General features: G+C 67.5%; 12 protein-coding genes and 1 pseudogene. 3 read left to right on the forward strand and 10 right to left on the reverse strand.

Annotated elements, in window-relative coordinates; genetic code table 11:
• Positions 1–18: 18 nt before the first annotated feature.
• The 10 genes from LMJ29_RS07670 to LMJ29_RS07715 all read right to left on the reverse strand — a co-directional run bounded on the left by LMJ29_RS07670 (position 19) and on the right by LMJ29_RS07715 (position 12,648).
• On the reverse strand, positions 19–1,578 hold the full coding sequence (locus LMJ29_RS07670) for a SpoVR family protein (RefSeq protein ID WP_229604924.1): 1,560 nt from the start codon (positions 1,576–1,578) through the stop codon (positions 19–21).
• Positions 1,575–2,849 (reverse strand): YeaH/YhbH family protein, encoded by a 1,275-nt coding sequence (locus LMJ29_RS07675; protein ID WP_229604925.1) that lies wholly within the window; start codon positions 2,847–2,849, stop codon positions 1,575–1,577. The genes LMJ29_RS07670 and LMJ29_RS07675 overlap by 4 nt, the downstream gene beginning before the upstream one ends.
• An 89-nt stretch (positions 2,850–2,938) precedes the next feature.
• A complete protein-coding gene (locus tag LMJ29_RS07680) occupies positions 2,939–4,861 on the reverse strand; it encodes a PrkA family serine protein kinase (protein WP_229604926.1) in 1,923 nt (640 codons plus the stop codon).
• A gap of 237 nt (positions 4,862–5,098) precedes the next feature.
• Positions 5,099–5,428 (reverse strand): thiosulfate sulfurtransferase GlpE, encoded by a 330-nt coding sequence (glpE, locus tag LMJ29_RS07685; protein WP_229604927.1) that lies wholly within the window; start codon positions 5,426–5,428, stop codon positions 5,099–5,101.
• Positions 5,425–6,249 carry a symmetrical bis(5'-nucleosyl)-tetraphosphatase gene (locus tag LMJ29_RS07690; protein WP_229604928.1) on the reverse strand — a complete coding sequence of 275 codons (825 nt, stop codon included), beginning with the start codon at positions 6,247–6,249 and terminating at the stop codon, positions 5,425–5,427. The genes glpE and LMJ29_RS07690 overlap by 4 nt, the downstream gene beginning before the upstream one ends.
• Positions 6,249–6,635 (reverse strand): Co2+/Mg2+ efflux protein ApaG, encoded by a 387-nt coding sequence (apaG, locus tag LMJ29_RS07695; protein WP_229604929.1) that lies wholly within the window; start codon positions 6,633–6,635, stop codon positions 6,249–6,251. Before apaG ends, LMJ29_RS07690 begins: the two co-directional genes overlap by 1 nt.
• A gap of 40 nt (positions 6,636–6,675) precedes the next feature.
• Positions 6,676–7,482, reverse strand: a complete 807-nt coding sequence (rsmA, locus tag LMJ29_RS07700; protein WP_229604930.1) for a 16S rRNA (adenine(1518)-N(6)/adenine(1519)-N(6))-dimethyltransferase RsmA — start codon at positions 7,480–7,482, stop codon at positions 6,676–6,678.
• A gap of 153 nt (positions 7,483–7,635) precedes the next feature.
• Positions 7,636–8,628 (reverse strand): 4-hydroxythreonine-4-phosphate dehydrogenase PdxA, encoded by a 993-nt coding sequence (pdxA, locus tag LMJ29_RS07705; protein WP_229604931.1) that lies wholly within the window; start codon positions 8,626–8,628, stop codon positions 7,636–7,638.
• Positions 8,625–9,920 (reverse strand): peptidylprolyl isomerase, encoded by a 1,296-nt coding sequence (locus LMJ29_RS07710; protein WP_229604932.1) that lies wholly within the window; start codon positions 9,918–9,920, stop codon positions 8,625–8,627. The genes pdxA and LMJ29_RS07710 overlap by 4 nt, the downstream gene beginning before the upstream one ends.
• The gene (locus tag LMJ29_RS07715; RefSeq protein ID WP_229604933.1) at positions 9,898–12,648 is read right to left on the reverse strand and encodes an LPS-assembly protein LptD; all 2,751 of its coding nucleotides are present in this window, start codon (positions 12,646–12,648) and stop codon (positions 9,898–9,900) included. The genes LMJ29_RS07710 and LMJ29_RS07715 overlap by 23 nt, the downstream gene beginning before the upstream one ends.
• A 130-nt stretch (positions 12,649–12,778) precedes the next feature.
• Here LMJ29_RS07715 and LMJ29_RS07720 point away from each other — a divergent pair, with 130 nt between their 5' ends.
• The 3 genes and pseudogenes from LMJ29_RS07720 to LMJ29_RS07730 all read left to right on the forward strand — a co-directional run.
• Positions 12,779–13,801 (forward strand): aminoglycoside phosphotransferase family protein, encoded by a 1,023-nt coding sequence (locus LMJ29_RS07720; protein ID WP_229604934.1) that lies wholly within the window; start codon positions 12,779–12,781, stop codon positions 13,799–13,801.
• On the forward strand, positions 13,798–14,466 hold the full coding sequence (gene murU, locus LMJ29_RS07725) for an N-acetylmuramate alpha-1-phosphate uridylyltransferase MurU (RefSeq protein WP_229604935.1): 669 nt from the start codon (positions 13,798–13,800) through the stop codon (positions 14,464–14,466). The genes LMJ29_RS07720 and murU overlap by 4 nt, the downstream gene beginning before the upstream one ends.
• Positions 14,466–14,851 (forward strand): annotated as a pseudogene (locus tag LMJ29_RS07730) (molecular chaperone DjlA); the annotation flags it as partial. The gene murU and the pseudogene LMJ29_RS07730, both read left to right, overlap by 1 nt.

The raw sequence follows: 14,851 nt of genomic DNA on the forward strand, positions 1-14,851 counted from the left end.
CGCGGTGCGCGCCCGGTCTCAGACCGGGCGGACGATCAGCTCGAAGTGGCTGCCCTCGCTTTCGCGCTCGCGGCGTGGCGGCATGTGCTGGGCGGCCACCCGTTGCTCGCCCTGCATGCTGTCGAGATGCACGTCGAAGCCCCACAGGCGGTGCAGGTGGCGCAGCACGTCCTCGGTGGAGCTGCCCAGTGGCTTGCGCTCATGCTGGTAGTGGCGCAGGGTCAGCGAGCGGTCGCCGCGGCGGTCGACATTCCAGATCTGCACGTTGGGTTCGCGGTTGCCGAGGTTGTACTGCGCCGCCAGGTGGTCGCGGATGGTGCGATAGCCGCTGTCGTCGTGGATGGCGTCGACCAGCAGCTCGTCCTGCTGGTCGTCGTCGAGGATGCTGAACAGGCGGAATTCGCGGATCAGCCGCGGCGACAGGAATTGCTGGATGAAGCTCTCGTCCTTGAAGTTCTGCATGGCGAACTTGAGGGTGGCCAGCCAGTCGCTGCCGGCGATGTCTGGGAACCAGCGGCGATCCTCATCGGTCGGCTCCTCGCAGATACGGCGGATGTCGCGGTACATGGCAAACCCCAGCGCGTAGGGGTTGATACCGCTGTAATAGGGGCTGTCGAACGGCGGCTGGTAGACCACGCTGGTGTGGTACTGGAGGAACTCCATCATGAAGCCCTCGGTAACCAGCCCTTCGTCGTACAGGTCGTTGAGCAGGGTGTAGTGCCAGAAGGTGGCCCAGCCCTCGTTCATCACCTGGGTCTGCCGCTGCGGATAGAAGTACTGGGCGATCTTGCGCACGATGCGCACCACCTCGCGCTGCCAGGGCTCCAGCAGCGGCGCGTGCTTCTCGATGAAGTAGAGGATGTTCTCCTGCGGCTCGGCCGGGAAGCGCTTGCCGTCGTCGGCGCGCTCCTTGCCTGCGCCCTTGGGGATGGTCCGCCACAGGTCGTTGACCTGGCGTTGCAGCTGCTCCTCGCGGTCCTTCTGGCGGCGGCGCTCCTCTTCCGCGGAGATCGGGTAGGGACGCTTGTAGCGGTCGACCCCGTAGTTCATCAGCGCGTGGCAGGAGTCGAGCAGGTCCTCCACCGCGTCGATGCCGTAGCGCTCCTCGCATTTGTCGATGTACTGGCGGGCGAACACCAGGTAGTCGACGATCGAGCTGGCGTCGGTCCAGCTGCGGAACAGGTAGTTGCCCTTGAAGAAGCTGTTGTGCCCGTAGCAGGCGTGCGCCACCACCAGCGCCTGCATGCACATGGTGTTCTCTTCCATGAGATAGGCGATGCAGGGATCGGAGTTGATCACGATCTCGTAGGCCAGGCCCATCTGGCCGCGCTTGTAGCCTTTCTCGGTGCTGAGGAAGTGCTTGCCGTAGGACCAGTGGTGATAGCCGATGGGCATGCCGACCGAGGCATAGGCGTCCATCATCTGCTCGGCGGTGATCACCTCGATCTGGTTGGGATAGGTGTCCAGCGCGTAGCGCTCGGCGAGGCGGGCGATCTCGCGGTCGTAGGTGCGGATCAGCTCGAAACTCCATTCCGAGGTGGTGGACAGCGGTTGACCTTTCTTGGCGCGAGGAGTCATGCGGCTATCCTCCTCTGGAACAGGGCGCGGAACACCGGGTAGATGTCCGCGGCGGAAACGATCTGCTGTTGGGCGAAGCTTTCCGGGAAGGCTTCACTGACCTGCTCGTACTCGTGCCACAGCGCCTGGTGCTCGCGCGGGGTGATCTCCACGTAGCTGAAGTACTGCACGAACGGCATGATCTGGCGGATCAGGATGTCGCGGCACACCGGCGAATCGTCGTTCCAGTTGTCGCCGTCGGAGGCCTGGGCGGCGTAGATGTTCCATTCGTGGGCCGGATAACGCGCGGCCATCACTTCCTGCATCATCTTCAGGGCGCTGGAGACGATGGTGCCGCCGGTCTCCCGCGAGTAGAAGAACTCCTGCTCGTCGACCTCCTTGGCGCTGGTATGGTGGCGGATGAATACCACCTCGATCTTCTCGTAGCTGCGCTTGAGGAACAGGTAGAGGAGGATGAAAAACCGCTTGGCGATGTCCTTGGTGGCCTGGGTCATCGAGCCGGACACGTCCATCAGGCAGAACATCACCGCCTTGGAGGTCGGGTTGGGCTGCTTGACCAGCAGGTTGTACTTGAGGTCGAAGGTGTCGAGGAATGGTAGACGCTCGATGCGCGCGCGCACCTTGGCGATCTCTTCCTCCACGGCGCGGATGTCGCCGATGTTGTCCGGCTCCTCGCGCTTGAGGCGTTCCAGCTCGAGCTTCAGCTCGCGCAGGTGACTGCGGCTGGAGCCGGACAGGGCGATGCGCCGGGCGTGCGCCGAGCGCAGGGTGCGCACGATGTTCAGGCGGGCCGGGGTGCCTTCGCTGCTGATGCCGGCGCGCACCGTCTTGAAGCTGTCCAGTCCGGTGAGATGCTTCTTCACCAGGTTGGGCAGGGCCAGATCCTCGAACATGAAGTCGAGGAACTCCTCCTGGGTGATCTGGAACACGAAGTCGTCCATGCCTTCGCCGGAGTTGCTGGCCTTGCCGCTGCCCGCGCCGCCACCGCCGCCGCCGGAGGGGCGCGGAATGCGCTCGCCCGCGGTGAACTCCCTGTTGCCCGGGTGGATGATGGTCTGCCGGCCGCCGCGGCCGTGGTGCAGTACCGGTTCGTCGATGTCGCGCGAGGGGATGCTGATCTGCTCGCCGTGTTCCATGTCGGTGATGGAGCGCCGGCTGACGGCTTCCTCCACCGCCTTCTTGATGTGGTCGCGGTAACGCCGCAGGAAGCGCTGGCGGTTTACCGTGCTCTTGTTCTTTCCATTCAGTCGCCGGTCAATGACGTAACTCATGGCGTGCTCCCATGCGGGGCTGGAGGCCTTGGCGCAGACCGCAGCGGCGCCCGAAGGCGCCGCTGCGGACCAGGGCTTGCTCTAGCTTACTACTGCGACTTGCGAACGCGCAGATACCATTCGGCGAGCAGGCGCACCTGTTTCTCGGTGTAGCCGCGCTCGACCATGCGCCGTACGAAGTCGTTGTGCTTCTGCTGCTCGTCCTTGCTGCCCTTGGCATTGAAGCTGATGACCGGCAACAGGTCCTCGGTGTTGGAGAACATCTTCTTCTCGATCACCGCGCGCAGTTTCTCGTAGGACAGCCACGACGGGTTCTTGCCGTTGTTGTTGGCCCGGGCGCGCAGTACGAAGTTGACGATCTCGTTGCGGAAGTCCTTCGGGTTGCTGATGCCCGCCGGCTTCTCGATCTTCTCCAGCTCCTCGTTGAGGGCGCCACGGTTGAGGATCTCGCCGGTTTCCGGGTCGCGGTACTCCTGATCCTGGATCCAGAAGTCGGCGTACAGCACGTAGCGGTCGAAGATGTTCTGGCCGTACTCGCTGTAGGACTCCAGATAGGCGGTCTGGATCTCCTTGCCGATGAACTCCACGTAGCGCGGCGCCAGGTACTCCTTGATGTAGCGCAGATAGCGCTCGCGGGTCTCCGCCGGGAATTGTTCCTGCTCGATCTGCTGCTCCAGCACGTAGAGCAGGTGCACCGGGTTGGCCGCCACCTCGTGCGGGTCGAAGTTGAACACCTTGGAGAGGATCTTGAAGGCGAAGCGGGTGGACAGACCGGTCATGCCCTCGTCCACGCCGGCATTGTCGCGGTACTCCTGGATCGACTTGGCCTTGGGATCGGTGTCCTTGAGGTTCTCGCCGTCGTAGACGCGCATCTTCGAGTAGATGTTGGAGTTGTCCGGCTCCTTCAGGCGGCTCAGCACCGAGAACTGCGCCAGCATCTTCAGGGTGTCCGGCGCGCAGTGCGCCTGGGACAGCGAGCTGTTGACCAGCAGTTTGTCGTAGATGCGGATCTCGTCGGCGACGCGCAGGCAGTAGGGCACCTTGACGATGTAGATGCGGTCGATGAACGCCTCGTTGTTCTTGTTGTTGCGGAAGCTGTGCCACTCAGCCTCGTTGGAGTGGGCCAGCAGGATGCCGCTGTAGGGAATCGCGCCCAGGCCCTCGGTGCTGTTGTAGTTGCCTTCCTGGGTGGCGGTCAGCAGCGGGTGCAGCACCTTGATCGGCGCCTTGAACATCTCGACGAACTCCATGATGCCCTGGTTGGCACGGCACAGGGCGCCGGAGTAGCTGTAGGCGTCAGGGTCGTTCTGCGGGAATTCCTCCAGCTTGCGGATGTCGACCTTGCCCACCAGCGCGGAGATGTCCTGGTTGTTCTCGTCGCCCGGTTCGGTCTTGGCGATGGCGATCTGGTTGAGGATCGACGGGTACAGCTTGACCACGCGGAACTGGCTGATGTCGCCGCCGAACTCGTTGAGGCGCTTGGTCGCCCAGGGCGACATGATCGAGGTGAGGAAACGGCGCGGGATGCCGTAGTCCTCCTCGAGGATGGCGCCGTCCTCGTCCGGGTTGAACAGGCCGAGCGGCGACTCGAACACCGGCGAACCCTTGATGGCGTAGAAGGGGATGTGCTCCATCAGGTGCTTGAGCTTCTCCGCCAGCGACGACTTGCCGCCGCCGACCGGGCCGAGCAGATAGAGGATCTGCTTCTTCTCTTCCAGGCCTTGGGCGGCGTGACGGAAGTAGGAAACGATCTGGTCGATGCAGTCTTCCATGCCGTGGAAGTCGGCAAAGGCCGGATAGCGGCGGATCACCTTGTTGGAGAAGATCCTCGACAGCCGCGGGTCGGTGGAAGTGTCGAGCAGCTGCGGCTCGCCGATGGCCTTGAGCATGCGCTCGGAGGCGGTGGCGTAGGCCATGGGATCCTGCTTGCACAGGTCGAGGTACTCCTGCAGGGAGTATTCTTCCTGGCGGGTGATTTCGTAGCGTTGCTGGAAATGGCTGAAGATGCTCATCACGTCACCTCGCTCGATGCCTGAAGCGGAAGCGGGCCTCGGCGGGCTGCACCGGTAGCGCCTCCGGCGCCAACCTGCTGCCCCCACTGTCGACCCCTAATGGTCGTACTGCCTCTCTGGAAGCCGGTGCGCCGGCTTTCCTTTTTTTGGGAGCCCTCGGCCCTAGCATAGACCTGCTCGTTGCCGAGCGCAGCAGGAAAAATCGACTGACGGTGAGCTTTTACAAATGTGCGGGAATCACTCTTCGCCGCCGCGGGCGACCTCCTCGGGATAGCGGGCGTGCCACAGTTCGAAGCCCCCGTCGAGGCTGTAGACCTCCTCGAAACCCTGGTGGGCCAGGTAGGCGGCGGCGCTCTGGCTGGAGTTGCCGTGGTAGCAGACCACCAGCAGCGGCGCGGCGAAATCGGCGCCGGCGATGAAGTCGGCCAGCGAGTGATTGTCCAGGTGACGGGCGCCGCGGATGTGGCCGTTGCTGAAGCTTTGCGGGTCGCGGATGTCGACTACCACCGCGCCGTCTAGGCGCAGCTGGTGGGCGCTGGCGGGATCGATGCGCTTGAATTCGCTCATGGTTGCTCCTTGTGGCAGTTGCAGGTGTGGCGCTCGCCGCTGTCGACGTTGAGCAGGGTCAGTTCGGCGCCCCACACGCAGCCGGAGTCCAGCGCCTCGACGCCGGGCTCGCTGCAGCGTCCCTGCAGGGCGGCCCAGTGGCCGAAGATGATCTTCTCGCCGCGGGTCTTGCGATTGGGGTGGCTGAACCAGGGCGCGTAGCCGTTCGGCGCGCTGCCCAGGCCCTCCTTGCTCTTCAGGTCGAGGCGGCCTTCGGCGGTGCAGAAACGCATGCGGGTGAGGTAGTTGGTGATGGTGCGCAGACGGACGATGCCGCGCAGCTTGCCGTTCCACTTGTCCGGCTCGTTGCCGTACATTCCATCGAGGAACAGGGGCAGGCGGGCATCGTCGCGCAGCGCCTCCTCGACCTCGGCGGCGCGCTTGCGCGCCTTCTTCAGCGACCACTGCGGCGGGATGCCGGCGTGCACCAGGGTGACCTGCCGCTGCTCGTCGTGATGCAGCAGCGGCTGGCGACGCAGCCACTCGAGCAGATCGTCGCGGTCCGGCGCGTCGAGGATCTCGCGCAGGGTATCGCCCTTCTTCAGACGCTCGACGTTGTGCGCCACGGCCAGCAGGTGCAGGTCGTGGTTGCCGAGCACGGTGGTCACCGAGTTGCGCATGGCATACAGGAAGCGCAGGGTTTCCAGCGATTGCGGGCCGCGATTGACCAGGTCACCGACCAGCCACAGATGATCGCGGCTGGGATCGAAGGCGACCTGCCTGAGCAGACATTGCAGCGGCGTCAGGCAGCCCTGCACGTCACCGACCGCGTACAGCGCCATCAGTGCAGCACCCCCGGGACGGCGAGGCTGAACGGGCGGATCGGCGCGGCGAAGTCGTGGCCGTCGCCGGCCTGCATGCCGAAGCTGCCGTACATGCTGCCCACCGGCGTGGCCAGCACGCAGCCGCTGGTGTAGGTGTGGCTCTGCCCGGGGGCGAGCAGCGGCTGCTCGCCGACCACGCCGGCGCCGCGGACTTCCTGCACCTTGGCGTTGCCGTCGGTGATGATCCAGTGGCGGGTCAGCAATTTGGCGGGCAGCAGGCCCTGGTTGCGGATGGTCACCGTGTAGACGAAGGCGTAGCGCTCCTGCTCGGGAACCGATTGTTCGGGCAGGTGGCGGGTGATGACACTGACGTCGATCAGATAGCGCGGATCGGAGGTGCTCATGGCAAGGTTTTCGACTGGCCTGACATAAAAGCTTAGCGATTCACTCGGGGCTTGTCTGCAACGCCAGCTGGTCGGCCAGGCGCACGAAGGCGGCGAGATCGAGCTGCTCGGGGCGCAGCCCGCCGTCGACACCGGCGGCCTCGATGGCGGCGGCCGGCAGCAGCTGCTTGAGGGTGTTGCGCAGGGTCTTGCGGCGCTGGTTGAACGCCTCGCGCACCACCCGCTCGAGCAGGCGATGGTCCTTGGCCGGGTGCGGCAGCACCGCGTGCGGCACCAGACGGACGATCGCCGAGTCGACCTTGGGCGGCGGGTTGAAGGCGCCCGGACCGACATTGAACAGGTGCTCGACCCGGCAGTGGTACTGGACCATGATCGACAGCCGTCCCCAATCGCCGCCCCCCGGCTCCGCGGCCAGGCGCTCGACCACTTCCTTCTGCAGCATGAAGTGCATGTCGGCGATCACCCCGGCGTGCTCCAGCAGGTGGAAGATCAGCGGCGTGGAGATGTTGTACGGCAGGTTGCCGACCACCCGCAGCTTGTCTTCGCCGCCGGCCAGGCTGGAGAAGTCGAACTTCAGCGCGTCGCCCTGGTGCAGGTTGAAGTTCGGATCGAGGCCGAAGCGCATCTTGAGCAGCGGCACCAGATCCTGGTCCAGCTCGATCACGTCGAGCCGCGCGCCGCTGCCGAGCAGACCCTCGGTGAGCGCGCCCTGGCCGGGGCCGATCTCCAGCAGGTGCTCGCCCGGGCGCGCGTGGATGGCGCGCAGGATGCGGTGAATCACTCCGGCATCGTGCAGGAAGTTCTGGCCGAAGCGCTTGCGGGCGCGATGTTGGTACAGCTCGGACATGAGGGCAGCTCCAGGCTCCGGGCCGCGGGCTCGAAGCGAATGCAAAAGAGCCGCAGTCTAGCAGTGAAAGGGGGCGCCAGCCTCACGCCGGGATGGTCGGCGCGGGCTGGCGCGCAGAGGATGGGCCGCGCGAGGGCGCCGGCCGCTGCCGGCCTATGCTTGACCGGCGCTCATCTGGTAGGCGGTTTCCAGGGCCACCTGCAGGCTGCCGGTGTCGACCTTGCCGCTGCCGGCGAGGTCCAGGGCGGTGCCGTGGTCGACCGAGGTGCGCACGATCGGCAGGCCCAGGGTGACGTTGACCGCCGCGCCGAAGCCCTTGTACTTGAGCACCGGCAGGCCCTGGTCGTGGTACATGGCCAGCACCGCGTCGCAGTGCTCGAGGTGCTTGGGGGTGAACAGGGTATCGGCCGGCAGCGGGCCGACCAGGTCGAGGCCCTCGGCGCGCAGCTGCGTCAGCGTCGGTTCGATGATCTCGAGTTCCTCGCGGCCCAGGTGGCCGCCCTCGCCGGCATGCGGGTTGAGGCCGCAGACCAGGATGCGCGGTTTGGCGATGCCAAACTTGTCGCGCAGGTCGGCGTCGAGAATGCGCGCGACGCGGGCCAGGCGTTCGGTGGTGATGGCGTCGGCCACCGCGCGCAAGGGCAGGTGGGTGGTCACCAGGGCGACGCGCAGGCCGCGGGTGGCGAGCATCATCACCACCTGCTCGGTATGGGTCAGTTCGGCGAGGAATTCGGTGTGCCCGGAGAAGGGAATGCCGGCCTCGTTGATCACGCCCTTGTGCACCGGTGCGGTGATCATCCCGGCGAAGCTGCCGTCGAGGCAGCCGTTGCCGGCGCGCAGCAGGGTTTCCAGCACGTAGGACGCGTTGCGCGCATCGAGTTGGCCGGCGAGCGCCGGGGCGGCCAGCGGGGTGTCCCACACGTACAGGCTGCCGGCCGGCGCCGGGGCGCTCGGCCAGGCACCGGGGCCGACCGCGAGCAGGGCGATGTCCAGGCCCAGCTGCGCGGCGCGCGCGGCCAGCAGGTCGCGGCTGGCCACCGCGATCAGCGCGTGCGGCTGCGCTTCGCGGGCGAGCAGCAGGCACAGGTCGGGGCCGATGCCGGCCGGCTCGCCGGGGGTCAGCGCGAAGCGCCGGGCGGCGGTCACAGACGGGTTTCCACGTAGGCTTCGCTGCGGATCTGGCGCAGCCAGTTCTGCAGTTCCTCGTCGTACTTGCGGTTGCGCAGCAGATTCAGCGCCTGCTGCTCGCGGGCCTTGCCGCTGGCGTCGCTGGTGCGGCGCTCCAGCACCTGCAGCACGTGCCAGCCGAACGGGCTGCGGAACGGCTGCGACAGCTGGCCCGGCGGCGTCTCGCTCATCACTTCACGGAACTCCGCCACCAGGGCGCCCGGGTCGACCCAGTTGAGGTCGCCGCCGTTGAGCGCCGAGCCCGGGTCTTCGGAGAAGCTCTTGGCCAGCGCGGCGAAGTCTTCGCCGGCCTGCAGGCGTTCGTACAGGCGTTCGGCGAGCACGCGGGTCTGCTCGTCGCTGCGGATCTCGCTGGGCTTGAGCAGGATGTGGCGGACGTGGAACTCCTCGCGCAGCAGGCCGCTGTCGCCGCCGCGCTTGTCGATCAGCTTGATCAGAATGAAGCCGGCCGGGGTGCGCACCGGTTCGGTGACCTGGCCGGGGCTCAGCGCGCCGATCATCGCGTCGAACGGCGGCGGCAGCTGGGCGGCCTTGCGCCAGCCGATCTCGCCGCCTTCCAGGGCGTTCTCGCCGGCCGAGTGGGCGGCGGCCAGACGGGCGAAGTCGGCGCCACGGCCCAGCTGGTTGTAGATCTCCACCGCCTTGCGGCCGGCTTCCTGGATCTCCTGCGCCGAGGCGCCCTCGCTGAGTGGGACGAGGATGTTGGCCAGGTGGAACTCCTCCGACAGCTGCAGCTTGCCGAGATCGGAGGCGAGGAAGTTCTCCACCTCCTGGTCGCTGACCTGGATGCGCTCGGCGACCCGGCGCTGGCGCACGCGGCTGATGATCATCTCGCGGCGCACCTGCTCGCGGGCCTCGTCGTAGGACAGGCCGTCGCGGGCCAGGGCGGCACGGAACTGCTCGAGGGTCAGCTTGTTGCGCTGGGCGATGGTGGCCATCGCCTGGTTGAGCTCCTCGTCGCCGATGCGGATGCCGGAGCGCTCGCCGATCTGCAGTTGCAGGTTCTCGACGATCAGGCGTTCCAGCACCTGCGGCGCCAGCGCTTCGCGCGGCGGTTGCTCGCCGCCGCGCTTGGCCAGGTTCTGCTGCACCTCCTGGAGGCGACGGTCGAGCTGGCTCTGCATGATCACGTCGTTGTCGACGATGGCGACCACCCGGTCGAGCGGTTTCACCTCGGCGTGGGCGGCGCCGCAGAGCAGCAGGAGACCGGCGGCCAGCGGGCGCAGGTTATTGATAAGCTTGGTCTTCACGTTCACGGTAGCCTTGAATGCCTTGGTCGAGGAAGGACTCCACGCGGTTGCCAACCACTCCGCCGAGGCCCTTGAGGACGATCTGCAGGAAGATGCCGCGGTCGCCCTCGTCGTTGGCGTCCGGGTTGAGGTCGGTCTCGTTGTAGTCGACCCAGTAGCGGTTGATCAGACGCAGCTTCCAGCAGCAGCTGTCGTACTCGAAGCCGCCGAAGGCCTCGAGGGTGCGGTTGCGGCTGTAGTCGTGCTGCCAGCGGGCGATCACGCTCCACTGCTGGGCGATCGGCCAGATGGTCGAAATGTCGTGCTGGCTGATCTTGTAGTAGTCCTTGATGAAGTTGGCGCTGCCCGGCGTGCCGAAGTCGTTGTTGAAGTTCCAGGTGCCGGTGGACTGGTCGTAGCGCACCGAGTCGTTGCGGTAGCGGTAGCCGAGGTTGACCACCTTGTTCGGGTTGGCCTCCGGCTGGTAGTGGAACATGGCGCTGCCGGAGCGGGTGTGGTGGCTGTCCGGATCCCAGTTGAAGTCGGAAGTCAGGTGCCAGTCGCGGTTGAAGCGATAGAGATATTCGAGCGCGTAGGGCGATACCGAGGACTGCGCGTCGTCGCGGTCGCGGTAGTCGATGCCGGGCATCTGTACCTTGCGGTCGGCGAAATACAGCGCCTGGCCGAGGCTGACGCGCTGGCGCTCGAAGCCGTTGGCCTGGATCCAGCGGCTGGTCACGCCGAGCGACAGGCGGTTCTCGTCGCCGATGCGGTCCTTGCCGGAGAAGCGGTTGTCGCGCCACAGCGACGCGTAGCTGAAGCTGCTCTCGCTGCTGTCGAACACCGGGATGTCGGTCTGGTCCTTCTCCGGCACGTACAGGTAGAAGGCGCGCGGCTCGAGGGTCTGCCGGGTGCCTGCGCCGAACAGCGGGGTACGGCGATCGAAGTACAGGCCCGAATCGAGGCTGTAGATCGGCACCTGGCGGTCCTGACTGCTGTCGAACTGCTGTTCGGCGAGCAGGCTGTTGAGGCCCTGCTGGTCGATGTCCAGGTCGTAGCGGGTGTAGGCGTACTTCACGGACGGAGTGAGGAAGCCCCAGCTGTTGGCCAGCGGCAGGCTGACGCCCGGCTCGAGGTGCAGGCGCTCGCCCTCGCTGCGGGCGAGGCCCTGCAGGTTGTTGTCGTACCAGGGCTGGGTGATGCCGTCGTCGTTGGTGAACAAGCCGCTGCGCAGGCTGCGCTGGAAGCTGACGAACTCGGTGCCGTAGGTAACCTGCAGGCCGCCCGGCTGGAACGGCAGGCGACCGTCGAGGCTGAGCTGCGGCAGGCGGTCGTAGGGGGTGACGTCGACCACGCTGGTCGGCTCGTAGGCGTGGGCGAGCAGGCTGGCGGTGTAGCTGTCGCCGCGCCAGGTCAGGCTGCCGCGCTGGTCGAGAAAGTCCGGCTGGGAAATGTCGAGGTCGGTGTCCAGATCCTGGAAGTAGTAGGGGTCGCTGATGTCGGTGTAGTCGATCTCGGCGAGCAGGCGCTGGTCCAGGCCGCCCTTGTGCTGCCAGCTGTACATCCAGCGCTGGTCTTCGAACTCCGACTGCAGTTCGCGGTCGTCGTTGCGGTCGTCGAGCCAGGCGGCGCCGGCCTGGCCTTCGCTGCCCGGAGTCAGGTAGCGGAACTCGCCTTCCATCAGCAGGCCGCGATCGGCCATCCAGGTCGGGTACAGGGTAGCGTCGTAGTTGGGCGCCAGGTTGAAGTAGTAGGGCGTCTGCAGGGTGAAGCCGTTGTCGCTGGAGCTGGCGAAGCTCGGCGCGAGGAAGCCGGACTGGCGGCGCTCGTCGATCGGGAAGTAGATGTACGGGGTGTAGAACACCGGCACATCCTTCACCCGCAGGGTCACGTTGGTGGCGGTGCCGAAACCGGTGGCCGGGTTGAGGGTGACGTTGTTGCCCTTCAGGTGCCAGGTGTTCTCGCCCGGCTCGCAGCGGGTGTAGGTGCCGTCCTTGAGGCGCACCACGGCGTCTTCCTGGCGCTTGGCATACTGCGCGCTGCCGCGGGCCTTGGCCGAATGGATCACGTACTCGGCGTTTTCGACCTGCGCCTCGCCGTTGTCCAGCTGCAGCTCGGCGCGGTCGCCGACGACCAGGAAGCCCTTGTCGCGCAGGCGCACGTTGCCCTTCAGTTCGCCGCGGTTCTCCTGCTGGTGCAGGCTGGCCTCGTCGGCCTCGGCCTGCATGCTGCCCTGGCGCAGCACCACGTCGCCGGCCAGGGTGCTGGTCTCGGTCTGCTGCTCGAAGCGGGTGGCGCGCGCGGAGACGAAGGTCGGCGCGTCGCGCAGCGGGGTCTTGTCGTCCATGCCCGGGCGCGCCGGTTCGACGTAGGTGCCGGCGCAGTAGGGCGCGATCTCGGCCAGCTGGTTCGCGGTCAGTTGCTCGCGCGGCACCCAGTCGAGGTGGCTGTAGTCGGCGCTGCGCGCGGCCAGCGCGCGGCCGCCGTTGTCGCTGGCCAGCTGCGGCTCGGCGGCCGCCGGTGCGCTATCCTCCGCCGGTTGGGCGGTGCTCGGCGCGGCGGCCGGCTGCGGGCGCGGCGGCGTGGCGGCGCTGGGAGTCTTCGGGGCGCAGGCCCAGCCGCCGGTGGCGGAAGCCTGACAGGCGAACTGCTCGGCGGCATGCAGGATGGGAGCGGACCCCAGCGCCAGCAGGCTGCCGGTGACCAGAAGGGGGAACTTTCTGCGGAACACGGGGGGGGTAAGAGCCATCTGATGTTATGTCCGGGCTTCCTGCGCGCCAACAGCCGGTGCGGCCGCACGCCTTTCGATGGGCTGGAGTAAGATCCGCGATAATAAATCAATGCGTCACGCAACGGCTAGCTAGAAGGGGAGCCTGCGAATGTCTGTGGATGGTCGATTCGAAAACCTGGTGGCCTGGCTCGACGGCTGCCTGCCGCCCCTGTTCGCCGCGCGCGGCTGGGGGCTGCCGGGCGCCGCGGTCCTGACCCCGGCGAGCAGCGATGCCAGTTTCCGCCGCTACTTCCGCTGGGAAGACGGCACGCGCAGCTTGATCGTCATGGACGCGCCGCCGCCGCAGGAGGACTGCCGCCCGTTCGTCAAGGTCGCCGGACTGCTCGCCGCTGCCGGCGTGCACGTGCCGGAGATCCTCGCCGCCGACCTCGAGCAGGGCTTCCTGCTGCTGCCCGACCTTGGCCGGCAGACCTACCTGGAGGTGATCGACGCCGGCAACGCCGACGCCGACGCGCTGTTCGAGGATGCCCTGCAGGCGCTGGTGGCCTTCCAGCGCCTGCCGGTGGCCGGCCAGCTGCCGGCCTACGACGAGGCGCTGCTGCGCCGCGAGCTGCAGCTGTTCCCCGACTGGTACCTGCAGCGCCACCTCGGCGTGACCCTCGAGGGCGCCGCCCTGGCGGCCTGGAACGCCACCTGCGACCTGCTGGTGGCCAGCGCCCTGGCCCAGCCGCGCGTGCTGGTGCATCGCGACTACATGCCGCGCAACCTGATGCTCAGCACCCCCAATCCCGGCGTGCTGGACTTCCAGGACGCGGTGCACGGTCCGGTGACCTACGACGTCACCTGCCTGTTCAAGGATGCCTTCCTCAGCTGGCCCGAGGCGCGCGTCGAGGGCTGGCTGCGCCGCTACTGGCAGCTCGCCGGGGCGGCGGGCATCCCGCTGCCGGCCAGCTTCGAAGAATTCCAGCGCGCCAGCGACCTGATGGGCGCGCAGCGCCACCTCAAGGTGATCGGCATCTTCGCGCGGATCTGCCATCGCGACGGCAAGCCCAAGTACCTGACCGACGTGCCCCGCTTCTTCGCCTACCTCGACGCGGTGATCGCCCGCCATGGCGAACTGGCACCGCTCGGCGAACTGCTCGCCGGCCTGCCCCGGGAGGCCGCGGCATGAAGGCGATGATCCTCGCCGCCGGCAAGGGCGAGCGCATGCGCCCGCTGACCCTGCACACCCCCAAGCCGCTGCTGCCGGTCGGCGGCATGCCGCTGATCGAGCACCATATCCGTGCCCTGGCGGCGGCCGGCTTCAACGAGCTGGTGATCAACCACGCCTGGCTCGGCCAGCAGATCGAGGACTACCTGGGCGACGGCGCGCGCTTCGGCGTGCGCATCGCCTACTCGGCCGAGGGCGAGCCGCTGGAGACCGGCGGCGGCATCCAGCGCGCCCTGCCGCTGCTGGGCGACGAGCCGTTTCTGCTGGTCAACGGCGACATCTGGACCGACTACCCCTTCGCCGAACTGCGTCGCGCCCCGCAGGGCCTGGCCCACCTGGTGCTGGTCGACAACCCGGTGCACCACCCCGAGGGCGACTTCCGCCTGCAGGACGGTCGCGTCTGTGCGCGCGCCGGGCAGGTCGGCCTGACCTACAGCGGCATCGCCGTGCTCGACCCGGCGCTATTCGTCGATTGCCAGCCGGGCGCCTTCAAGCTGGCGCCGCTGCTGCTCGACGCCATGGCCCGCGACCAGGTCAGCGGCGAGCACTTCCGCGGCCGCTGGGTCGACGTCGGCACCCGCGAGCGCCTCGCCGAAGTCGAGCGCCTGCTGGCGGAGCGCGCCTGATGCTGTGGCCGGCCAGCGTGCTGGGCGGGGTGGCCGGCTTCGTGCTGGCCAGCGTGCCCGGCGCCCTGCTCGGCGGTGCGCTCGGCCAGTGGCTGGACCGCCGCCTCGAGCTGGCCGACTGGGCCGACCTGCGCCAGCGCCTCGGCCAGCACGCCGCCGAGCAGCTCGACGGCGTGCTGCTGATGCACCTGCTCGGCGCGGTGGCCGCCGCCGGCGCGGCGCGCCCCGACGCCCAGCGCCGTGCCCTGCTGCGCGAGGCACGCCGCGCCGGCCTCAACGAAACCTTGGCGCTGGCCGCCTTCGCCCGCGGCCAGCGCGACTCGCGCAACGCCCAGGCGCTGGCCGAGGCGCAGACCCGCCCGGCGCGCCGCGACACCGTGCTGCG

It is taken from the genome of Pseudomonas oryzagri (assembly GCF_020831405.1).
GTDB classification, from domain to species: Bacteria; Pseudomonadota; Gammaproteobacteria; order Pseudomonadales; family Pseudomonadaceae; genus Geopseudomonas; species Geopseudomonas oryzagri.